This window comes from Stenotrophomonas sp. RIT309 (genome assembly GCF_000632045.1).
GTDB lineage: Bacteria > Pseudomonadota > Gammaproteobacteria > Xanthomonadales > Xanthomonadaceae > Stenotrophomonas > Stenotrophomonas indicatrix.
The window spans coordinates 182947-205193 of sequence record NZ_JFYS01000034.1; the positions used below are offsets into that span (position 1 = coordinate 182947).

A 22247-nucleotide genomic window follows, 5' to 3' on the forward strand; every position below is an offset into this window, starting at 1 on the left:
TCGGTTTCCTCGACGAATCAGTTACGGAACGGGAACTTGAACGCTGCCAGCAGCGCCTTCGCTTCCGCGTCGGTCTTCGCAGTGGTGGTGATGGCGATATCCATACCGCGGATCGCGTCGACAGCGTCGAAGTCGATTTCCGGGAAGATGATCTGTTCCTTCACACCCATGTTGAAGTTGCCGCGACCGTCGAAGGAACGACCGGAAACACCACGGAAGTCGCGCACGCGCGGCAGCGAGATGTTGATCAGGCGGTCCAGGAACTCGTACATCTTGTGGCGACGCAGCGTGGTCTTGCAGCCGATCGGCCAACCATCACGGATCTTGAACGATGCCACCGAGATACGCGACTTGGTGACGATCGGCTTCTGGCCCGAGATCTTGGTCATGTCGCCAACGGCGTTTTCCAGGATCTTCTTGTTGGTGGCCGCTTCGCCGACACCCATGTTCAGGGTGACTTTGACCAGCTTCGGCACCTGCATGGAATTGGTGTAACCGAACTGCTTCATCAGCGCCGGCACCACTTCTTCCTTGTAAAACTTTTCGAGACGGGAAGTCATCTTCTCATTCCTCAGGCGTCGAGCGCCTCACCGCTGGAGCGGAACACACGCAGTTTGCGTCCATCCTCCAGCACCTTGAAGCCAACGCGCTCGCCCTTGCCCGAAGCCGGGTTCAGCACATTCACGTTGGAGATATGGATCGACGCTTCACGCTCGACCACGCCGCCGGCAACACCTGCCTGCGGGTTCGGCTTGGTGTGGCGCTTGACGATGTTCACGTTGGCGACGACCAGACGGTCGCCATCGACGCGGACGACTTCGCCCTGCTTACCCTTGTCCTTGCCGGCGTTGACGACAACCTGGTCGCCCTTCTTGATACGGTTAGCCATGATTATCTCCTGTCGCTCACAGCACTTCGGGAGCGAGCGAGACGATCTTCATGAACTTCTCCGAACGAAGTTCACGAGTCACCGGCCCGAAGATACGGGTCCCGATCGGCTCCTGCTTGTTGTTAAGCAGAACGGCGGCGTTGCCGTCGAAGCGGATCAGCGAGCCGTCGGCGCGACGCACACCCTTGCGGGTACGCACCACGACGGCGTCATACACTTCACCCTTCTTGACCTTGCCGCGCGGAATCGCATCCTTCACGGTGACCTTGATGATGTCGCCGATGCCGGCGTAACGGCGCTTGGAACCACCCAGCACCTTGAAGCACATCACTCGCTTGGCACCAGAATTGTCGGCGACGTCAAGGTAGCTCTGCATCTGGATCATGATTCAGACTCCTTATTCAGCCGCACGCGTGATGACTTCCACCACGCGCCAGTTCTTGGTCTTGGACATCGGAGCAATCTCGGTCACGCGGACGACATCGCCTTCCTTGCAGGCGTTGTCGGCATCGTGGGCGTGCAGCTTCGTCGAGCGCTTGATGTACTTGCCGTACAGTGCGTGCTTGACCTGACGCTCGACCAGGACGGTAACCGTCTTGTCCATCTTGTTGCTGACGACACGGCCTTCGACCGTGCGCAGCGCTTTGTTTTCAGTATTGTCGCTCATAGCGGCCATCCTTACTTCGTGCTGCCGAGCAGGGTCTTGACGCGAGCAATTTCGCGACGCACCCGGCGGATGTCGTGTGTCTTCGGCAGCTGGCCGGTGACCTGCTGCATACGGACAGAGAACTGTTCCTTACGCAGGTCGATCAGGTGGGCCTTGAGGTCGTCAGCCGACTTTTCACGGAGAGTTTTGATATCCATCAGCGCACCGTCCGGGTCACGAAAGTGGTGGTGACCGAGAGCTTGGCAGCGGCCAGGCGGAACGCCTCGCGTGCCACTTCCTCGGTAACACCCTCGATTTCATAGATCATGCGGCCGGGCTGGATCTGGGCCACCCAGTATTCCACGTTGCCCTTACCCGAACCCATTCGAACTTCGATGGGCTTCTTGGTGATGGGCTTGTCGGGGAACACTCGGATCCACATCTTGCCGCCGCGCTTCACGTAGCGGCTGATCGAACGGCGAGCCGCTTCGATCTGACGCGCGGTCAGCTGACCGTGGGCGGTTGCCTTCAGGCCGTACTCGCCAAAGCTGACAGCGTTTGCGCTCCAGCTGAGGCCTTCGTTACGGCCCTTGTGCACCTTGCGGTACTTGGTTCGCTTGGGTTGCAACATTGTCGTTACCTCGCTTCACGAGCCGGGCGCTGACGGTCACCGCGGTCGCCGCGATCATGACGATCGTTGCGCGACGGGGTGTCGTCCTGCTTTTCCTGGCCAACCTGGGAGAAATCGAAGACCTCGCCCTTGTAGATCCAGACCTTGATGCCGATGATGCCGTAGGTCGTCTTGGCTTCAGCGAAGCCATAGTCGATGTCGGCACGCAGGGTGTGCAGCGGCACGCGGCCTTCGCGGTACCACTCCGAACGGGCGATTTCTGCACCGTTGAGGCGGCCACCGACGTTGACCTTGATGCCCAGGGCACCCAGGCGCATCGCGTTGCCGACCGAGCGCTTCATTGCGCGGCGGAACATGATGCGACGCTCCAGCTGCTGCGCGATCGATTCGGCAACCAGCTGTGCGTCCAGCTCGGGCTTGCGCACTTCGGTGACGTTGATGTGCGCCGGGACGCCCATCATCTCGCTCACTTCCTTGCGCAGCTTCTCGATGTCCTCACCGCGCTTGCCGATCACCACGCCCGGACGGGCGGTGTGGATCGTCACGCGAGCGGTCTTTGCCGGACGCTCGATCAGGATCTTGCTGATGCCGGCCTGCGCCAGCTTCTTGCGCAGCATTTCGCGCACTTTCAGGTCGGCTGCCAGGTAACCAGCGAACTCGGCCTTGTTGGCGTACCACTTGGAGTTCCAGTCCTTGGAAATGCCGAGGCGGATACCAATCGGATGAACTTTATGACCCATGGTCTTTTCCTTATCCGCTTACTTGGCGGCGCCCACAACCACAGTGATGTGGCTGGTGCGCTTGAGGATGCGGGTACCGCGGCCTTTCGCCCGCGCCATGAAACGCTTCAGGGTCGGACCTTCATCTACCATGATGGTCTGAACCTTCAGCTCGTCGACGTCGGCGCCCTGGTTGTTCTCGGCATTTGCAATAGCCGACTCCACCACCTTCTTGATCAGGTGGGCAGCCTTCTTGTCCGAGAACTTCAGCAGGTTGACGGCACGCTCGGCCGGCAGACCGCGCACCTGGTCAGCGACCAGACGTGCCTTCTGCGGGGAGATGCGCGCGGTGCGCAGGATGGCTTTCGCTTCCATTGTCATCTCTCCTTACTTGCCCGACTTCTTGTCACCACCGTGACCCTTGAAGGTCCGGGTGATGGCAAATTCGCCGAGCTTGTGGCCGACCATGTTCTCGTTGACGAGAACCGGGATGTGGTTCTTGCCGTTATGCACGGCAATGGTGACGCCTACCATGTCAGGCAGGATCATCGAACGACGCGACCAGGTCTTGATCGGACGCTTGCTACCCGCAGCGGCAGCCACCTTAGCAACCAGGTGGTGATCGACAAACGGGCCCTTCTTGAGTGAACGTGCCATGGTCGATTAGCCCCTACGATCGCGGACGATGAACTGCTGAGTGCGCTTGTTATGGCGCGTCTTGTAACCCTTGGTCGGAACACCCCACGGGGTGACCGGATGCGGGTTACCCTGGCCGGCCTTCGCCTCACCACCACCGTGCGGGTGGTCAACCGGGTTCATGGCAGCACCACGAACGGTCGGGCGGACGCCGCGCCACCGCTTGGCACCGGCCTTGCCCAGCTTTTCCAGGCTGTGCTCGTCGTTGCCGACTTCGCCGATGGTCGCGCAGCACTCAACCGGAACCTTGCGCATCTCACCCGAGCGCAGGCGCAGGGTGGCGTAGATGCCTTCACGAGCAACCAGCTGCACGGCAGCACCTGCAGCGCGAGCGATCTGAGCGCCCTTGCCCGGCTTCAGCTCGATGCAGTGGATGGTGGTACCGACCGGGATGTTGCGCAGCGGCAGGGTGTTGCCCGCCTTGATCGGAGCATCCGAACCAGCGATCACCTGATCGCCAGCCTTCAGACCCTTCGGGGCGATGATGTAGCGACGCTCGCCGTCGACGTAGCACAGCAGGGCGATGTGCGCGGTGCGGTTCGGATCGTATTCGATGCGTTCCACGCGCGCCGGGATGCCCAGCTTGTTGCGCTTGAAGTCAATCAGGCGGTAGTGCTGCTTGTGGCCACCACCGACGTGACGCACGGTGATGCGGCCGTGGTGGTTACGACCACCGGAACGGCTCTGCGACTCGACCAGCGGAGCGTGCGGAGCGCCCTTGTGCAGGTCGGGAGTAACCACGCGCACGGCCGAACGGCGACCGGGAGAAGTGGGCTTGAATTTCATCAATGGCATGGGATGTACCTCAGGCCTTGGCCGTTACATCGATCGACTGGCCGTCGGCCAGGCGAACGTACGCCTTGCGCCAATCGCCGCGGCGGCCAGCACGGTTACGGAAGGACTTGTTCTTGCCCTTGACGTTGACCACGTTGACTGCTTCGACCTTGACGTCGAACAGCTGCTCAACCGCGGCCTTTACATCGGCCTTGGTGGCTTCGTTCGAAATTTCGAAGACGTACTGATTGGAGAGTTCCTGCAGGCGCGCGGTCTTTTCGGAGACACGCGGGGCGAGCAGCACGCTGAAGATTTTTTCGTTGCTGTTCATGCCAGCCACTCCTCGACCTTCTTGACCGCGTCAGCGGTGATGACGACCGTGTCGGCACCGACCAGCGACACCGGATCCAGGCCCTGGACGTCACGCACTTCCACGTAGGGAATGTTGCGAGCCGACAGGTACAGGTGCTCGGAGGCTTCTTCAGTGACGATCAGCGGGCGCTTGCCCACTTCCAGGCCGGCCAGCTTGGCGATCAGAGCCTTCGTGTTGGTCGCTTCGACATCGAAGGACTCCACGATGGTCAGACGGCCCTGACGGTTCAGCTCGGACAGGATCGCGCACATGGCGGCACGGTACTGCTTACGATTGACCTTCTGCTCGAAGCTGCGCGGCTTTGCCGCGAAGGTGACACCGCCGCCGACGAAGATCGGAGCCGTCAGTGCGCCATGACGCGCGCCGCCGCCCTTCTGCTTCTTCGACTTCTTGGTGGTACCTGCCACTTCGGAGCGAGTCTTCTGCGCCTTGGTGCCGGCGCGACCGGCGTTGCGGTAAGCAACGACAACCTGGTGAACCAGATCTTCGCTGAAATCGCGACCGAACACGGCGTCGGAGACCGAGACCTTGTTATTGCTACCCGTGATAACGAGTTCCATCGTCATCTCTCCTTATGCCTTGCTCGCCGGACGGACGATCACGTCGCCACCCGCCGCGCCCGGAACGGCGCCGCGAACCGCGATCAGACCGCGTTCGACGTCGACCTTGACAACTTCCAGGTTCTGGGTGCTCTGCTGCACGGCGCCCATGTGACCGGACATCTTCTTACCCGGGAACACGCGGCCGGGCGTCTGGCGCTGACCCAGCGAACCCGGCGCGCGATGCGACAGCGAGTTGCCGTGGGTAGCGTCACCCATACGGAAGTTGTAGCGCTTGATGGTGCCCTGGAAGCCCTTACCCTTGGTGACACCCTGGACGTCGACGATCTGGCCGACTTCAAAGATGTCCGCCTTGACTTCGCCACCGACGGCGAAATCGCCGAGCTGGGCGTCTTCAACGCGGAATTCCCACAGGCCACGACCCGCTTCCACCTTCGCCTTGGCGAAGTGGCCGGCTTCCGGCTTGTTGACCAGGGCAGCGCGACGCGCACCGACGGTCACCTGCACGGCGCTGTAGCCGTCAGTTTCGACGGTCTTGATCTGCGCGATGCGGTTGGGGGTTGCTTCGATCAGGGTCACCGGAATGGAACGGCCATCTTCGGTGAACACGCGGCTCATGCCAGCCTTGCGGCCCACGAAGCCCAACGAATACTTCTTCGTCATGGTCGTAGTCCTCAGGTCAGCTTGATCTGAACGTCGACGCCGGCAGCCAGTTCGAGCTTCATCAGCGCGTCCACGGTCTTGTCATTCGGGTCAACGATATCGAGCACGCGCTTGTGCGTGCGGGTCTCGTACTGGTCACGCGCGTCCTTGTCGACGTGCGGGGAGACGAGGATGGTGTAACGCTCGATCTTGGTCGGCAGCGGGATCGGGCCACGCACTTGCGCGCCGGTCCGCTTCGCCGTCTCAACGATCTCGCTGGCCGAACGGTCGATCAGACGATGATCGAACGCTTTCAGCCGGATCCGGATCTTTTGGTCCGCCATGGCGGTAGGTTCCTTCGATAAAAGAGCGACAGACAAAGCCTCTGGGTTGCTTTGCCCCATGAAATCCCTGAATACAGACGGCCCGCATTCCCGCAGGCCGACAAGGTCAATCCGTAGACCCCAAATGCATAGGCAGACCCGTGAAACCGGCCTGCCCAGACGGAGAAGCATAATGGCACGCAAGGCAGCTGTCAACAGTCTCCTGTTGACGCCGCCTGAATGGCATTGACCCTTCCTGGTCCGGGGAACACAAGGCACATCCTGTGCCTACTTTCCCGTTTGATACGCCCCGATGCCCTACCCAGGCAACATCGGGGCGCAGAGTCTAGCAGATTACTCGAGGATGTTGGCAACCACGCCAGCACCGACGGTACGGCCACCTTCGCGGATGGCGAAGCGCAGGCCGGCGTCCATGGCGACCGGGTTGATCAGGGTGACAACCATCTTCACGTTGTCGCCCGGCATCACCATCTCGACGCCTTCCGGCAGCTCGACCGCACCGGTGATGTCGGTGGTACGGAAGTAGAACTGCGGACGGTAGCCCTTGAAGAACGGGGTGTGACGGCCGCCTTCGTCCTTCGACAGCACGTACACTTCGGCGTCGAACTTGGTGTGCGGCTTGATCGAACCCGGCTTGGCCAGAACCTGGCCACGCTCGACGTCGTCACGCTTGGTGCCGCGCAGCAGCAGACCGGCGTTGTCGCCTGCCTGACCCTGGTCCAGCAGCTTGCGGAACATTTCCACGCCGGTCACGGTGGTCTTCTGCACCGGACGGATGCCGACGATTTCGATTTCTTCGCCGACCTTGATCACGCCGCGCTCGATACGACCGGTCACCACGGTGCCGCGGCCCGAGATCGAGAACACGTCTTCGACCGGCATCAGGAACGCCTTGTCGACGTCACGCTCCGGAGTCGGGATCCAGGTGTCCAGCGCCTCGACCAGCTTGATGACGGCCGGCACGCCGATGTCGCTCTGGTCGCCTTCCAGCGCCAGGCGGGCCGAACCCGAGATGATCGGGGTGTCGTCGCCCGGGAAGTCGTACTTGCTCAGCAGCTCGCGGACTTCCATTTCGACCAGTTCCAGCAGCTCGGCATCGTCAACCATGTCGGCCTTGTTCAGGAACACGACGATGTACGGCACGCCGACCTGACGCGACAGCAGGATGTGCTCGCGGGTCTGCGGCATCGGGCCGTCAGCGGCCGAGCACACCAGGATCGCGCCGTCCATCTGGGCAGCACCGGTGATCATGTTCTTGACGTAGTCAGCATGGCCCGGGCAATCGACGTGGGCGTAGTGACGAACGGTGGATTCGTACTCGACGTGCGCGGTCGAGATCGTGATGCCACGTGCCTTTTCTTCCGGCGCGGCGTCGATCGCGGAGTAATCCTTGAACTCGCCACCGAAGCGCTCGGCACCGATCTTGGTCAGTGCGGCGGTCAGCGTGGTCTTGCCATGATCGACGTGACCGATGGTGCCGACGTTGACGTGCGGCTTGGTGCGCTCGAACTTACCCTTTGCCATTTCGTTCTACCTTTTAGTTCGTAAGTGGTTTGGAGGACCTGAGCGTTACGCTCAGGACTTCTTCATGACTTCGTCGGCGATGTTGTTCGGCGCCGGCTCGTAGTGGTCAAATTCCATCGTGAAGGTGGCGCGGCCCTGGGTCTGCGAACGCAGCGAGGTCGCGTAGCCAAACATTTCGCCCAGCGGGATCATCGCGTTGATGATGCTGGCCGAACCGTCACCGGTGGTATCAGAACCCTGCAGAACGCCGCGACGACGGCTCACGTCGCCCATCACGTCACCCTGGTAATCCTCCGGGGTCACGATCTCGACCTTCATGATCGGCTCCAGCAGGACCGGCTTGGCCTTGCGGAAGCCTTCCTTGAAGGCCATCGAGGAAGCGAGCTTGAACGCCATTTCCGAGGAGTCGACGTCGTGGTACGAGCCGAACACCAGCTTCACCTTGACGTCCACGACCGGGAAGCCAGCCAGCGGACCGTTGGTGATGGTTTCGCGCAGACCCTTTTCAATCGACGGAATGAATTCCTTCGGAATCACGCCACCGGTGATGTCGTTGATGAACAGGAAGTCGTCCTTGATACCCGCGGCGATCTTCGGATCTGCACGATCGGCATCGGTGATCGGCGACAGCTCGATCACGACGTGACCGTACTGACCCTTACCACCGGACTGCTTGGCGTGCTTGTAGTCCGACTTCACGTCCGACAGGGTGATCGTTTCGCGGTAAGCCACCTGCGGCTTGCCGACGTTGGCTTCAACGTTGAACTCGCGCTTCATGCGGTCAACGATGATGTCCAGGTGCAGCTCGCCCATGCCCGAGATGATGGTCTGGCCGGATTCTTCGTCGGTCTTGACGCGGAACGACGGATCTTCCTGGGCCAGACGACCCAGTGCCAGACCCATCTTTTCCTGGTCGGACTTGGTCTTCGGCTCGACGGCCATCGAGATGACCGGCTCCGGGAACACCATGCGCTCGAGGATGATCGGCTGATCCATGGAGCACAGGGTGTCACCGGTGGTGGTGTCCTTCAGGCCCACGGCGGCGGCGATGTCGCCTGCCAGCACTTCCTTGATTTCTTCACGGTTGTTGGAGTGCATCTGCAGGATACGGCCGATGCGCTCCTTCTTGCCCTTCACCGAGTTCAGCAACTGGTCGCCTGCATTCAACGTGCCCGAGTAGACACGGAAGAAGGTCAGCGCGCCGACGAACGGGTCGGTGATGATCTTGAAGGCCAGGGCCGAGAAGGGAGCCTTGTCGTCAGACTTGCGGCTCATTTCCTTGGTTTCATCGTCAACGTCGGTACCGGTCACGTCCGGCACGTCGATCGGCGACGGCAGCAGCTGGATCACGCCGTCCAGCATGGCCTGCACGCCCTTGTTCTTGAACGCCGAGCCGCAGTACATCGGCACGATGTCGGTCGCCAGGGTGCGCACGCGCAGGGCTTCGATGATCTCGGCCTCGGTCAGCTCATCGCCGCCCAGGTACTTGTCCATCAGCTCTTCGCTGGCTTCGGCAGCCGCTTCGATCATGAAGGTACGGGCTTCGGTCGCTTCAGCCAGCAGCTCGGCCGGCACATCGCTGTACTCGAACTTCATGCCCTGCGAAGCCTCATCCCAATGGATGGCCTTCATCTTCAGCAGATCGACGACGCCCTTGAAGCCTTCCTCAGCGCCGATCGGCAGCTGCATCGGAACGGCCTTGGCACCCAGCTTCGCCTTCAGCTGGCCGACGACCTTGCTGAAGTTGGCGCCGGTGCGGTCCATCTTGTTGACGAACGCGATGCGCGGCACCTTGTAACGGTTGGCCTGGCGCCACACGGTTTCCGACTGCGGCTGCACGCCACCGACGGCACACAGCACGAAGACGGCACCGTCGAGCACGCGCAGCGAGCGCTCCACTTCGATGGTGAAGTCAACGTGCCCGGGGGTGTCGATGATGTTGAAGCGGTGCTCCGGCAGGGACTTGTCCATGCCCTTCCAGAACGCGGTGGTCGCAGCGGACTGGATCGTGATGCCACGCTCCTGCTCCTGCTCCATCCAGTCCATGGTGGCGGCGCCGTCATGCACTTCACCGATCTTGTGGCTCTTGCCGGTGTAGAACAGGATGCGCTCGGACGTGGTGGTCTTGCCGGCATCGATGTGGGCCATGATGCCGAAATTGCGGTAACGCTCGATGGGAGTGGAACGGGCCACGGGGAGCCTCTCAGATTTCTTGGATTTCGGATGGCCGAACGCCGCCTTTCGGCGGCCTTCGGATTGGCGCAGCCCTTCTGGGGCCGCGAGGCAGCACCGAAATGGTGCTGCCCTGCCTGTTTTACAAGGCCGTCAAACTCACCAGCGGTAGTGGGCGAATGCCTTGTTGGCTTCGGCCATGCGGTGGGTTTCTTCGCGCTTCTTGATGGCGCCGCCACGGTTTTCCGAGGCGTCGATCAGTTCAGCGGCCAGCTTCTTCGGCATGGTGTTCTCGCCACGCTTGCGCGCGGAGTCGATCAGCCAACGCATGGCCAGAGCCATCTTGCGCGAGGCGCGCACTTCGACCGGCACCTGGTAGGTGGCACCACCGACGCGGCGGGACTTGACTTCGACCGACGGAGCCACGTTTTCCAGAGCCTTCTGAACCAGCTCGACGGAATTCGGGTTCTTCTCACCGATCACGTCCATGGCGCCATAGACGATCTTTTCAGCGACCGACTTCTTGCCGCTCAGCATCACCATGTTGATGAAACGGGCGATGGTTTCGCTTCCGTGCTTCGGATCCGGCAGGACTGCGCGCTGCGGCGTATTACCTTTACGAGACATGTGTGCTTTCCCTTAGCTCTTCGGACGCTTGGCGCCGTACTTGGAACGGCCCTGGCGACGCTTGGCAACGCCGGAGGCGTCGAGCGAACCACGAACGGTGTGGTAACGCACACCCGGCAGATCCTTGACGCGACCGCCACGGATCAGGACCACGGAGTGCTCCTGCAGGTTGTGGCCTTCACCGCCGATGTAGGAAATCACTTCTTCCTGGTTGGTCAGGCGAACCTTGGCAACCTTGCGAAGGGCCGAGTTCGGCTTCTTCGGAGTAGTGGTGTAAACGCGCGTGCAGACGCCACGGCGCTGGGGGCACTTTTCGAGAGCCGGCGAGGCGCTCTTATAAGTGGTTGCCTGCCGCGGCTTGCGGACAAGCTGATTGATCGTCGCCATCAGTATGTTCTTCTGAGAGAGGCCGAAAAAACCGGCCATGAATGCGGATATGTGCGAGCAGGCGAAAGACCGGCCTGCTGAGACAGACGATTGTAGCAACCTGGCGAAAACGCGGTCAAATGCGCACACGCCAAGCCAGCCCTGATCCAGGGCCGTTACAGGGGAGCCTTCTCCATGCCCCCCGTTCAGGTTGTCGCCCGACCCATCGCTGGGCCGGGGCGGCATCCTACCTCATCGACGGCGAACAGACCAGCGGCCTGGGCCCTCGAGTGCAGATCCCGCCGAAGCGGGTCCTGCGTGATACGTGTCCGGCACGGAGCCGGACCATGAAGCAGGGACCGGCCGATGGCCGCCCCCTGCCCGATCGAGGTCCGGCCTGAGCCGGACCGGCCGATCAATCCTCGGCCTGCTCGGCGTCGGTCGACTCCACCACCACTTCCGGTGCTGCCACGGCCACGGCGGCTGCAGCTGCCGGGGTGCCGGCGAGGGTCTGCATTTCCGAGTCCGTCAGCCCGCTCGCATTGCGGCGGCGGTTGGCGTGGTAGGTCAGACCGGTACCGGCCGGAATCAGACGGCCGACGATCACGTTTTCCTTCAGGCCGCGCAGGTTGTCCTTGGTGCCGCGGACGGCAGCCTCGGTCAGCACGCGGGTGGTTTCCTGGAAGGAAGCAGCCGAGATGAACGATTCGGTAGCCAGCGATGCCTTGGTGATGCCCAGCAGGACCGGATCGAAGCGAGCAATCAGCTCGTTGCGGGTGGTCAGGCGTGCATTTTCCTCGATGACGCGCTGGCGCTCGACCTGTTCGCCGTTCAGGAACTTGCTGCTGCCCTGATCGGTGATCTCGACCTTGCGCAGCATCTGGCGGGTGATCACCTCGATGTGCTTGTCGTTGATCTTCACGCCCTGCAGGCGGTACACGTCCTGGATTTCCTTGACCAGGTAGGCGGCCAGCGGCTCGACGCCCAGCAGACGCAGGATGTCCTGCGGGCTCGGCTCGCCGTCGACGATGGTTTCGCCCTTGGTCACGTGCTCACCTTCGAACACGATGACCTGACGGTACTTCGGAATCAGCTCTTCGTGCTCCGAACCATCGGTGTCCTTGATGATCAGGCGCTGCTTGCCCTTGGTGTCCTTGCCGAAGCTGATGATGCCCGAACGCTCGGCCAGCACTGCCGGATCCTTCGGCTTGCGGGCTTCGAACAGATCGGCCACGCGCGGCAGACCACCGGTGATATCGCGGGTCTTCGACGCTTCCTGCGGGATCTTGGCAACCACGTCACCCACGCCGACGGCAGCGCCGTCCTGCAGGTTGACGATCGAGCGCGGCGGCAGCAGGTACTGCGCCGGCAGGTCGGTGCCCGGAATCGACAGGTCGTTGCCCTTGCCATCGACGATGCGGACGATCGGGCGCAGATCCTTCGCCTGGGCGCCGCGGCGCTTCGGGTCGGTGATTTCGCGCGACGCCAGGCCGGTCAGCTCATCGGTCTTCTCGATGACGGTAATGCCGTCGACGAAGTCGATGAAGCGGATGAAACCGGCCACTTCCGAAACGATCGGATGGTTATGCGGATCCCAGTTGGCCACGGTCTGGCCAGCCTTGACCGCATCACCGTCCTTGGAGGTGATGGTCGCACCGTACGGCAGCTTGTAACGCTCACGCTCACGGCCGTGCGCATCGAGCACCGACATTTCACCCGAGCGCGACACCGCGACCAGCGAGCCGTTGGCATGGGCAACCGACTTGAGGTTGCTGAACTTGACCGAGCCGGTGGTCTTGACGGTGATGTTGTCGACCGCAGCAGCTCGCGATGCCGCACCACCGATGTGGAACGTACGCATCGTCAGCTGGGTACCCGGCTCACCGATGGACTGCGCGGCGATGACGCCGACCGCTTCACCGATGTTGACCAGGTGGCCACGGGCCAGGTCGCGGCCGTAGCAGCGAGCGCAGACGCCGAAGGCCGATTCGCAGGAGATCGTCGAGCGGACCTTGATGGTCTGCACGCTGGCCTCTTCAAGCTTGGCGACCCATGCTTCGTCGAGCAGGGTGTTGCGGGTGACGATCGGATCTTCGTCGTTGCCCGGCAGGAACACGTCCTCGGCAACCACGCGACCCAGCACGCGATCCTTCAACGGCTCGACCACGTCGCCGCCTTCAACGATCGGGGTCATGATCAGGCCTTCGGTGGTACCGCAATCCACCTCGGTGATCACCACGTCCTGCGCCACGTCGACCAGACGACGGGTCAGGTAACCCGAGTTCGCGGTCTTCAGCGCGGTATCGGCCAGACCCTTACGGGCACCGTGGGTGGAGTTGAAGTACTCCTGCACGTTCAGGCCTTCGCGGAAGTTCGCCTTGATGGGCGTCTCGATGATCGAGCCATCGGGACGGGCCATCAGGCCACGCATGCCGGCCAGCTGACGGATCTGCGCCTGGCTGCCTCGTGCACCGGAGTCGGCCATGATGTACAGGGAGTTCATCGACTTCTGGTCGATGGTCTCGCCCTTGGCATTGATGACCTTCTCGGTACCGATGGTGTCCATCATCGCCTTGGCGATGCGCTCATTGGTGCGCGACCAGATGTCGACCACCTTGTTGTAGCGCTCGCCGGCGGTGACCAGGCCCGACTGGTACTGCTCCTGGATTTCCAGCACTTCGGCTTCGGCCTCGGTGAGGATGCCCTTCTTCTCGTCCGGGATCAGCATGTCGTCGATGCCGATCGAGACGCCGGCGCGGGTCGCGTAGGCGAAGCCGGTGTACATCAGCTTGTCGGCGAACACGACCGTGTCCTTCAGACCCAGCTGGCGGTAGCTGGAGTTGATCAGGCGGCTGATGTTCTTCTTGGTCAGCTCGGTGTTGGCCAGCGCGAACGGCAGGCCTTCCGGCAGGATTTCAGCCAGCAGGGCGCGACCGATGGTGGTATCCACGATCGAGGTCTTGCTCTGCTTGTTGCCTTCCTCGTCGGTCACCACCTCGGTGATGCGGACCTTGACGCGCGCGTGCAGTTCCACCACGCGGTTGTCGTAGGCGCGCTTGACTTCGGCGATGTTGGCGAAGGCCATGCCCTCGCCCTTCTTGTTTTCCAGCGAGCGGGTCATGTAGTACAGACCCAGCACGACGTCCTGCGACGGCACGATGATCGGCTCGCCGTTGGCCGGCGACAGGATGTTGTTGGTGGACATCATCAGCGCACGCGCTTCCAGCTGGGCTTCCAGCGAAAGCGGCACGTGGACGGCCATCTGGTCACCGTCGAAGTCGGCGTTGAACGCGGTGCAGACCAGCGGGTGCAGCTGGATGGCCTTGCCTTCGATCAGGACCGGCTCGAAGGCCTGGATGCCCAGACGGTGCAGGGTCGGCGCACGGTTCAGCATCACCGGATGCTCGCGGATGACCTCTTCCAGGATGTCCCAGACTTCGGCTTCTTCGCGCTCGACCAGCTTCTTGGCGGCCTTGATGGTGGTGGCCAGGCCACGACGCTGCAGCTTGGCGAACACGAACGGCTTGAACAGTTCGAGCGCCATCTTCTTCGGCAGGCCGCACTGGTGCAGGCGCAGGTACGGACCGACCACGATGACCGAACGGCCCGAGTAGTCGACGCGCTTGCCGAGCAGGTTCTGGCGGAAACGACCCTGCTTGCCCTTGATCATGTCGGCCAGCGACTTCAGCGGGCGCTTGTTGGTGCCGGTGATGGCACGGCCGCGACGGCCGTTGTCCAGCAGCGCATCGACCGATTCCTGCAGCATGCGCTTTTCATTGCGCACGATGATGTCCGGCGCGCTCAGTTCGAGCAGGCGGCGCAGGCGGTTGTTGCGGTTGATGACACGGCGGTACAGGTCGTTCAGATCGGAGGTCGCGAAGCGGCCACCATCCAGCGGAACCAGCGGACGCAGGTCCGGCGGCAGCACCGGCAGGACGGTCATGACCATCCACTCCGGACGGTTGCCCGATTCCAGGAAGGCTTCGATCAGCTTGATGCGCTTGGTCAGTCGCTTCAGCTTGGTTTCCGAACCGGTGCTGGCGATCTCTTCGCGCAGGCGGGTCATTTCCGACTGCAGGTCGATGGTGCGCAGCAGTTCGTACACGGCCTCGGCGCCCATGGCGGCGTCGAAGTCGTCGCCATGCTCCTGGCGGGCCTGCAGGTACTGTTCTTCGGTCAGCAGCTGGCGGCGCTCCAGGGCGGTCAGGCCCGGCTCGGTCACCACGTAGGCTTCGAAGTACAGCACGCGCTCGATATCGCGCAGGGTCATGTCCAGCATCAGGCCGATGCGCGACGGCAGCGACTTCAGGAACCAGATGTGCGCGACCGGCGAGGCCAGGTCGATGTGGCCCATGCGCTCGCGACGCACCTTGGCCAGGGTCACTTCGGTGCCGCACTTCTCGCAGACCACGCCGCGGTGCTTCATGCGCTTGTACTTGCCGCACAGGCACTCGTAGTCCTTGACCGGTCCGAAGATGGCGGCGCAGAACAGGCCGTCACGTTCCGGCTTGAAGGTACGGTAGTTGATGGTTTCCGGCTTCTTCACTTCGCCGAAGGACCACGAACGGATCAGGTCCGGCGAAGCCAGCGCGATCTTGATCGCGTCGAAGTCCAGCGTCTGGCGCTGCTGGTTGAAGAGGTTGAGCAGGTCTTTCATGGTGTTCTCCAGAAGGAGGAATGCTGTGTCGATGGGCTTTCAGTTCACTGCCAGCGGCGCGGCGGCGGTGGCCGCCGCGCCGGCATGGATCAGTTGTCTTCCAGTTCCATGTTGATGGCCAGCGAGCGGATTTCCTTCACCAGGACGTTGAAGGATTCCGGCATGCCCGCGACCATCTCGTGCTCACCGTCGACGATGTTCTTGTACATCTGGTTGCGGCCCTGCACGTCATCGGACTTCACCGTCAGCATTTCCTGCAGGGTGTAGGCCGCGCCGTAGGCTTCCAGCGCCCAGACTTCCATTTCACCGAAGCGCTGGCCGCCGAACTGCGCCTTGCCGCCCAGCGGCTGCTGGGTGACGAGCGAGTACGGACCGGTCGAACGGGCGTGCATCTTGTCGTCGACCAGGTGGTTCAGCTTCAGGTAGTGCATGTAGCCAACGGTGGTGTGGCGATCGAAGGCTTCACCGGTGCGGCCGTCATACAGCTGGGTCTGGCCACTGCTCGGCAGGTCGGCCAGTTCCAGCATGCGCTTGATTTCCGCTTCGGTGGCACCGTCGAACACCGGCGTTGCCATCGGCACGCCGTCGAACAGGTTGCGGGCCAGGCGCAGCAGTTCCTCGTCGCTGAACTGCGACAGGTCGACACGGTTGGCCACGTTGGTGTCATCGTGGTTGTAGATGTCGTCCAGGAACTTGCGCAGGTCGGCGACCGCGGCCTGGGCTTCCAGCATTGCCTGGATCTTGCGACCCAGACCCTTGGCTGCCCAGCCCAGGTGCACTTCCAGGATCTGCCCGATGTTCATACGCGACGGCACGCCCAGCGGGTTCAGCACGATGTCCACGGTTTCGCCCGAGGCCATGTACGGCATGTCCTCGACCGGCACCACGTTGGACACCACACCCTTGTTGCCGTGGCGGCCTGCCATCTTGTCGCCCGGCTGGATGCGGCGCTTCACTGCCAGGAACACCTTGACCATCTTCAGCACGCCCGGGGCGAGGTCGTCGCCAGCGGTAATCTTGCCGCGCTTGTCGGCGAAGCGACGCTCGAATTCCTTCTCGTGCGCCTGGATCTGCTTCTGTGCGCGTTCGATGGCTTCGGCGGCGTCCTCGTCCTTCATGCGCAGCACGAACCAGTCGGCCTTCTTCAGGCCATCCAGGTAGGCGTCGGAGATGACGTCGCCCTTCTTCAGGCCGGCGCCACCGTTGACCACCTTGCCGACGATCTGCGAACGCAGACGGGCATAGATGGCTGCTTCCAGGATGCGGAACTGGTCGTCGAAGTCCTTCTTGACGCGCTTGATTTCAGATTCTTCGATCTGACGGGCGCGCTTGTCCTTCTCGATGCCATCGCGGGTGAAGACCTGCACGTCGATGACGGTGCCGTCCATGCCCGGGGGCACGCGCAGCGAGCTGTCCTTCACGTCCGAAGCCTTCTCGCCGAAGATCGCGCGCAGCAGCTTCTCTTCCGGGGTCAGCTGGCTTTCGCCCTTCGGGGTGACCTTGCCGACCATGATGTCGCCGGCGCGGACTTCGGCACCGATGTACACCACGCCGCTTTCGTCCAGGCGGTTCAGCGCCTGCTCGGAAACGTTCGGGATGTCGGCCGAAATTTCCTCCGGCCCCAGCTTGGTGTCACGCGCAACGCAGGTCAGCTCTTCGATGTGGATCGTGGTGTAGCGATCCTCTTCCACCACGCGCTCGGAGAGCAGGATGGAGTCTTCGAAGTTGTAGCCGTTCCACGGCATGAAGGCGATCAGCATGTTCTGGCCCAGGGCCAGTTCACCGATGTCGGTGGACGGACCATCGGCCAGCACGTCGCCACGCGCCACCACGTTGCCCACTTCCACCAGCGGACGCTGGTTGATGCAGGTGTTCTGGTTGGAGCGGGTGTACTTGATCAGGTTGTAGATGTCCACGCCGGCGTCGGACGCGTCGGTGATCTCGGCTTCGTTGACCTTGACCACGATGCGGGCGGCGTCGATCTGCACGATCTCACCACCACGACGGGCGTTCACGGTCACGCCCGAGTCACGCGCCACGGCGCGCTCGATGCCGGTACCGACCAGCGGCTTCTGCGCACGCAGGGTCGGCACGGCCTGACGCTGCATGTTGGCGCCCATCAGTGCGCGGTTGGCGTCATCGTGCTCCAGGAACGGAACCAGCGCGGCCGCGATCGACACGGTCTGCATCGGCGAGACGTCCATGAAGTGGACTTCCGCCGGCGGCTTCAGCAGCGATTCGCCCTGGTAACGGCAGGGGACGAACTGCTCGGTCAGCACGCTGTTGGCATCGGTCAGGGCGTTTGCCTGGGCGATGACGTACTCGTTTTCTTCGATGGCCGACAGGAACTCGACTTCGTCGAAGACCTTGCCGTCCACGACCTTGCGGTATGGGGTCTCGAGGAAACCGTACTGGTTGGTGCGGGCGTACACGGCCAGCGAGTTGATCAGGCCGATGTTCGGGCCTTCCGGCGTTTCGATGGTGCAGACGCGGCCGTAATGGGTCGGGTGCACGTCGCGCACTTCGAAGCCGGCGCGCTCACGGGTCAGGCCGCCCGGGCCCAGGGCCGAGACGCGACGCTTGTGCGTGACTTCCGACAGCGGGTTGTTCTGATCCATGAACTGCGACAGCTGCGAGGAGCCGAAGAATTCCTTGATCGCCGCAGCCACCGGCTTGGCGTTGATCAGCTCCTGCGGGGTCAGGCCTTCCGACTCCGCCATCGACAGGCGTTCCTTGACCGCGCGCTCGACGCGGACCAGGCCCACGCGGAACACGTTCTCGGCCATTTCACCGACCGAACGCACGCGACGGTTGCCCAGGTGATCGATGTCATCGACCACGCCGCGACCGTTGCGGATCTCGGTCAGGACCTTGATCACGTCCAGGATGTCCGAGCTGTCGCCGTGTGCGGCAACCAGGCGCTTGGACTCTTCGTCGTTGCGCTCGCCGTAGTACTTGCGGTCGTACAGCACGGCTTCGCCGGTGGTTTCCTTGCGGCCCACGCGACGGTTGAACTTCATGCGGCCGACTGCGGACAGGTCGTAGCGCTCGAAGGTGAAGAACAGGTTGTGGAACAGGTTCTGCGCGGCATCCTTGGTCGGCGGCTCGCCCGGACGCATCATGCGGTAGATCTCGACCAGGGCTTCCAGCTGGGTCTTGGTCGGATCGATGCGCAGGGTGTTGGACAGGTACGGGCCACGATCCAGGTCGTTCACCCACAGGGTGCCCACCGCATCGACGCCGGCCTTGCGGAAGGCCTGCAGCTGTTCGTCGGTGATTTCGTCGTTGGCCTGGGCCAGCAGTTCGCCGGTGGAGGCATCGACCACGTCGTGCGACAGGATGCGGCCGACGATGTAGTCGTCCGGCACGGCCAGGGCGGCGATGCCCGAGGCTTCCAGCTGCTTGATGTGGCGCGCGGTGATGCGCTTGCCGGCTTCCACGATGACCTTGTCGCCGTCGGCGAGGTCGAAGCCCAGGGTTTCGCCGCGCAGGCGCTCGGGCACCAGCTCCAGCTGGACGCCTTCATCCGGGTTGATGTGGAAGGTGTTGATCTCGAAGAACTCGGCCAGCATCTCTTCGTTGCTGTAGCCAAGCGCACGCAGCAGGATCGACACCGGCAGCTTGCGGCGACGGTCGATACGGGTGAACAGCGCGTCCTTCGGGTCGAACTCGAAGTCCAGCCAGGAGCCGCGGTAAGGAATGATGCGGGCGCTGTACAGCAGCTTGCCCGAGCTGTGGGTCTTGCCACGGTCGTGGTCGAAGAACACGCCCGGCGAGCGGTGCAGCTGCGAGACGATGACACGCTCGGTGCCGTTGACGATGAAGGTGCCGTTGTCGGTCATCAGCGGGATTTCGCCGAGGTAGACCTCCTGCTCCTTCACGTACTTGATGGCCTTGGTCGACGACTCGCGGTCGTAGATCACCAGGCGCACGGTCACGCGCAGCGGCGCACCGTAGCTCATGCCACGCTGACGGCACTCACGCTCGTCGAAGACCGGATCGCCCAGCTTGTAGCCGACGTATTCCAGGGCAGCATTGCCGCTGTAGCTGGCGATCGGGAAGACCGACTTCAGTGCAGCGTGCAGGCCGTGGTCCGTGCGCTTGGCCGGATCGACGTTCTCCTGCAGGAATTCACGGTAGGAATCCACCTGGATGGCGAGCAGGAACGGCACTTCGAGAATCGAACGCTGCTTGCCGAAATCCTTGCGGATACGCTTTTTTTCGGTGAACGAATAGGACGTCATGAGGTCTTCCACCTTGTTGTGCGGGTCGTGCGCCCACGACCCGAAGGGAACTTGAAATTGTCAGTTGGAAGTCGCTGGTATTGCCGGCACCAGCACGCCTTCTCCCGCTACTTCCAACTGCCAACTCGTCTGCATCCACTCCCCCGCCGCCGCGCGTTGCGCTGGCCGGCCAGGGTTTGACCGCAGCCCGTGTTGGGCTTTTTCACCGTATTTCCGTAGAACCGCGCCACGATTGGCCGGGCCTACAACAACGACCAAAGGCCGGGGGCTTACGCCCCCAGCCTTGGCTGCATCGCCGGATTTCGATGGCGACGCAATGGAAGTGCTTACTTGACTTCGACAGTCGCGCCAGCAGCTTCCAGGTCCTTCTTCATCTTCTCGGCTTCGTCCTTCGAAGCGTTGTCCTTCAGGACGCCGCCGGCTTCGGCCAGGTCCTTCGCTTCCTTCAGGCCCAGGCCGGTGATGGCGCGGACGGCCTTGATGACTTCGACCTTCTTGTCGCCAGCGGTCTTCAGGGTGACGACGAATTCGGTCTGCTCTTCAACGACGGCAGCCGGGCCAGCCACAGCAGCGGCGACCGGAGCAGCGGCGGAGACGCCGAACTTCTCTTCGATGGCCTTGACCAGCTCCATCACTTCCATCAGGGACTTCTCGGCGATGGCGTCGACGATCTGTTCGTTGGTAAGGGACATGATAATTACCTTTGGATGTTTTTCTGGATTGAGGTTCCGTCAGGAACCACGATTAGTCGAAACTCAGGCGGTCTCGGCGGCCGGTTCAGCAGCGTCGGCGGCGACGTCGCCACCATTCTGCTTGTCGCCGATTGCCTTGATGGCGCGGGCGAACATCGTGACCGGCTCGGTCAGGACGCGTGCCAGCATTGCCAGGGCCTGGTCGCGGGTCGGCAGCGAGGCCAACACGTCGACATGGCTTGCCGGGAACACTTCACCACCGATTGCGACGACCTTGGCCTTAAGCTTGTCGTTGCCCTTGGCGGCATCCTTGATCAGGCGACCGGCAGCACCGGGCTCCTCGAGCGAGAACGCGTACAGCAGCGGACCAACCATCTGGTCCTGTGCGACTGCGAACTCGGTGCCTTCAACGGCACGCGACGCCAGGGTGTTCTTGACAACTTTCAAGAAAACGCCGGTTTCACGCGCCTGCTTACGCATCGCGGTCATCTGAGCGACCGTGGTGCCAGCGTATTCGGCTGCGATCAAGGAGTGGGCCTTGGCGGCGATGTCTGCCAGCTCCGCGACTACTTCTTGCTTCTGGGACAGATTGAGAGCCATTGCACTCCTCCGATTGAACTCCGCTTACGGCTCCTGCCGTGTGCGGTCCTGTGCGGCATCCGTCCTGGACGCCGGGAACATCGGAATGATGTTCCGGGGGGTGGGCCGTTCTAGACCTGGAGTGGGCCAACCTGGGTAACCCCAGACGTGCGTGAACCAGAAAAACTCCAGAAGGGCACCATCTACGCAGGGTGATTCCTGGGAATCGATTAAGCGTTCGTGACTGCTCCGGCGGCGACTCCCTGCCAAATCGAGCTTCCGTGCCCGTCGCCGGTATGCCACGACCGCACCTGCGGTCTTTGACGGCTACCACCGGCGATGTGTTGCCGGCGATGCCTTCAAATGTCACGGTCGCGGGACCCGAGGGACCCGCGACCGCTTGAAACGATTACTTCAGGCTCAGCGACGACTGGTCGACGGTGACGCCCGGGCCCATCGTCGAGCTGACCGAAACCTTCTGCAGGTAGGTGCCCTTCGAGGTGGCCGGCTTGGCCTTGATCAGGTCCAGCAGCAGCGCGGTCAGGTTCGACTTCAGCGCGTCTTCGGCGAAGTCGGCCTTGCCGATGGTGCAGTGGATGATGCCGGCCTTGTCGGTGCGGTAACGCACCTGACCCGACTTGGCATTCTTCACAGCCTCACCCGGGTTCGGGGAGACGGTGCCGACCTTCGGGTTCGGCATCAGGCCGCGCGGGCCCAGCACGGTACCCAGCTTACCGACAACGCGCATTGCGTCCGGGGTCGCGATCACGACGTCGTAGTTCAGATCGCCGGCCTGCATCTTCTCGGCCAGGTCGTCCATACCGACGGCTTCGGCGCCAGCGGCCAGGGCTTCATCAGCCTTGGCACCGGCCGGAGCGAAGACAGCGACGCGGACCGACTTGCCGGTACCAGCCGGCAGCACGGTGGAGCCACGGACCTGCTGGTCGGACTTCTTCGCGTCGACGCCCAGGCGCACAGCAACGTCGATCGACTCGACGAACTTGGCCTTGGTGGCGGTCTTCAGGATGTTGATTGCGTCCTCGAAGGCGTATGCCTTGCCCGGAACGATAGCGGCCTTGATGGCCTTCTCACGCTTGGTCTGTGCCATCTTC

General features: G+C 62.5%; 23 protein-coding genes. All 23 read right to left on the reverse strand.

Going from position 1 to position 22247, the window contains the following annotated elements:
* Window positions 1-17 precede the first annotated feature (17 nt).
* The 23 genes from rplE to rplA all read right to left on the reverse strand — a co-directional run bounded on the left by rplE (window position 18) and on the right by rplA (window position 22243).
* Window positions 18-560: a 50S ribosomal protein L5 gene (gene rplE, locus BW38_RS04535; RefSeq protein WP_025879309.1), complete on the reverse strand. Its 543-nt coding sequence runs from the start codon at window positions 558-560 to the stop codon at window positions 18-20.
* An 11-nt stretch (window positions 561-571) separates the two neighbouring features.
* Window positions 572-889, reverse strand: a complete 318-nt coding sequence (gene rplX, locus BW38_RS04530; RefSeq protein ID WP_025879308.1) for a 50S ribosomal protein L24 — start codon at window positions 887-889, stop codon at window positions 572-574.
* 16 nt (window positions 890-905) lie between these two features.
* Window positions 906-1274: a 50S ribosomal protein L14 gene (gene rplN, locus BW38_RS04525; RefSeq protein WP_025879307.1), complete on the reverse strand. Its 369-nt coding sequence runs from the start codon at window positions 1272-1274 to the stop codon at window positions 906-908.
* A gap of 12 nt (window positions 1275-1286) precedes the next feature.
* Window positions 1287-1556 carry a 30S ribosomal protein S17 gene (rpsQ, locus tag BW38_RS04520; protein WP_004145355.1) on the reverse strand — a complete coding sequence of 90 codons (270 nt, stop codon included), beginning with the start codon at window positions 1554-1556 and terminating at the stop codon, window positions 1287-1289.
* Between the two features lie 11 nt (window positions 1557-1567).
* Window positions 1568-1753, reverse strand: a complete 186-nt coding sequence (rpmC, locus tag BW38_RS04515) for a 50S ribosomal protein L29 (RefSeq protein WP_025879306.1) — start codon at window positions 1751-1753, stop codon at window positions 1568-1570.
* Window positions 1753-2166: a 50S ribosomal protein L16 gene (gene rplP, locus BW38_RS04510; RefSeq protein ID WP_025879305.1), complete on the reverse strand. Its 414-nt coding sequence runs from the start codon at window positions 2164-2166 to the stop codon at window positions 1753-1755. The genes rpmC and rplP overlap by 1 nt, the downstream gene beginning before the upstream one ends.
* Window positions 2167-2171: 5 nt before the next feature.
* Window positions 2172-2906, reverse strand: coding sequence for a 30S ribosomal protein S3 (rpsC, locus tag BW38_RS04505; RefSeq protein ID WP_004145350.1), 735 nt, complete (start codon window positions 2904-2906; stop codon window positions 2172-2174).
* An 18-nt stretch (window positions 2907-2924) separates the two neighbouring features.
* Complete coding sequence (gene rplV / locus BW38_RS04500) at window positions 2925-3260, reverse strand: 50S ribosomal protein L22 (protein ID WP_004145348.1); 336 nt, start codon at window positions 3258-3260, stop codon at window positions 2925-2927.
* A gap of 12 nt (window positions 3261-3272) precedes the next feature.
* On the reverse strand, window positions 3273-3542 hold the full coding sequence (gene rpsS, locus BW38_RS04495; protein WP_004145340.1) for a 30S ribosomal protein S19: 270 nt from the start codon (window positions 3540-3542) through the stop codon (window positions 3273-3275).
* A 6-nt stretch (window positions 3543-3548) separates the two neighbouring features.
* Window positions 3549-4376 carry a 50S ribosomal protein L2 gene (gene rplB / locus BW38_RS04490; RefSeq protein ID WP_025879304.1) on the reverse strand — a complete coding sequence of 276 codons (828 nt, stop codon included), beginning with the start codon at window positions 4374-4376 and terminating at the stop codon, window positions 3549-3551.
* Window positions 4377-4386: 10 nt separating this feature from the next.
* Window positions 4387-4686, reverse strand: a complete 300-nt coding sequence (rplW, locus tag BW38_RS04485) for a 50S ribosomal protein L23 (RefSeq protein WP_025879303.1) — start codon at window positions 4684-4686, stop codon at window positions 4387-4389.
* On the reverse strand, window positions 4683-5288 hold the full coding sequence (rplD, locus tag BW38_RS04480; RefSeq protein WP_025879302.1) for a 50S ribosomal protein L4: 606 nt from the start codon (window positions 5286-5288) through the stop codon (window positions 4683-4685). Before rplD ends, rplW begins: the two co-directional genes overlap by 4 nt.
* A 12-nt stretch (window positions 5289-5300) precedes the next feature.
* Complete coding sequence (rplC, locus tag BW38_RS04475; protein ID WP_025879301.1) at window positions 5301-5951, reverse strand: 50S ribosomal protein L3; 651 nt, start codon at window positions 5949-5951, stop codon at window positions 5301-5303.
* Window positions 5952-5962: 11 nt separating this feature from the next.
* On the reverse strand, window positions 5963-6274 hold the full coding sequence (gene rpsJ / locus BW38_RS04470; protein WP_010341589.1) for a 30S ribosomal protein S10: 312 nt from the start codon (window positions 6272-6274) through the stop codon (window positions 5963-5965).
* A 333-nt stretch (window positions 6275-6607) separates the two neighbouring features.
* The gene (tuf, locus tag BW38_RS04465) at window positions 6608-7798 is read right to left on the reverse strand and encodes an elongation factor Tu (RefSeq protein ID WP_032977440.1); all 1191 of its coding nucleotides are present in this window, start codon (window positions 7796-7798) and stop codon (window positions 6608-6610) included.
* Window positions 7799-7849: 51 nt separating this feature from the next.
* Entirely contained in the window at window positions 7850-9991 is a 2142-nt protein-coding gene (gene fusA, locus BW38_RS04460) for an elongation factor G (RefSeq protein WP_032977442.1), read from the reverse strand.
* Between the two features lie 138 nt (window positions 9992-10129).
* On the reverse strand, window positions 10130-10597 hold the full coding sequence (gene rpsG, locus BW38_RS04455) for a 30S ribosomal protein S7 (protein ID WP_025879343.1): 468 nt from the start codon (window positions 10595-10597) through the stop codon (window positions 10130-10132).
* A gap of 12 nt (window positions 10598-10609) precedes the next feature.
* The gene (rpsL, locus tag BW38_RS04450) at window positions 10610-10984 is read right to left on the reverse strand and encodes a 30S ribosomal protein S12 (RefSeq protein WP_025879344.1); all 375 of its coding nucleotides are present in this window, start codon (window positions 10982-10984) and stop codon (window positions 10610-10612) included.
* Window positions 10985-11378: 394 nt separating this feature from the next.
* Entirely contained in the window at window positions 11379-15620 is a 4242-nt protein-coding gene (gene rpoC / locus BW38_RS04445; RefSeq protein WP_025879345.1) for a DNA-directed RNA polymerase subunit beta', read from the reverse strand.
* Window positions 15621-15709: 89 nt separating this feature from the next.
* Window positions 15710-19864: a DNA-directed RNA polymerase subunit beta gene (rpoB, locus tag BW38_RS04440; protein ID WP_025879346.1), complete on the reverse strand. Its 4155-nt coding sequence runs from the start codon at window positions 19862-19864 to the stop codon at window positions 15710-15712.
* A 326-nt stretch (window positions 19865-20190) separates the two neighbouring features.
* Window positions 20191-20556 (reverse strand): 50S ribosomal protein L7/L12, encoded by a 366-nt coding sequence (gene rplL / locus BW38_RS04435; RefSeq protein ID WP_025879347.1) that lies wholly within the window; start codon window positions 20554-20556, stop codon window positions 20191-20193.
* Between the two features lie 63 nt (window positions 20557-20619).
* A complete protein-coding gene (rplJ, locus tag BW38_RS04430) occupies window positions 20620-21156 on the reverse strand; it encodes a 50S ribosomal protein L10 (RefSeq protein ID WP_025879348.1) in 537 nt (178 codons plus the stop codon).
* A 388-nt stretch (window positions 21157-21544) separates the two neighbouring features.
* On the reverse strand, window positions 21545-22243 hold the full coding sequence (gene rplA, locus BW38_RS04425) for a 50S ribosomal protein L1 (protein WP_025879349.1): 699 nt from the start codon (window positions 22241-22243) through the stop codon (window positions 21545-21547).
* Window positions 22244-22247: the final 4 nt, after the last annotated feature.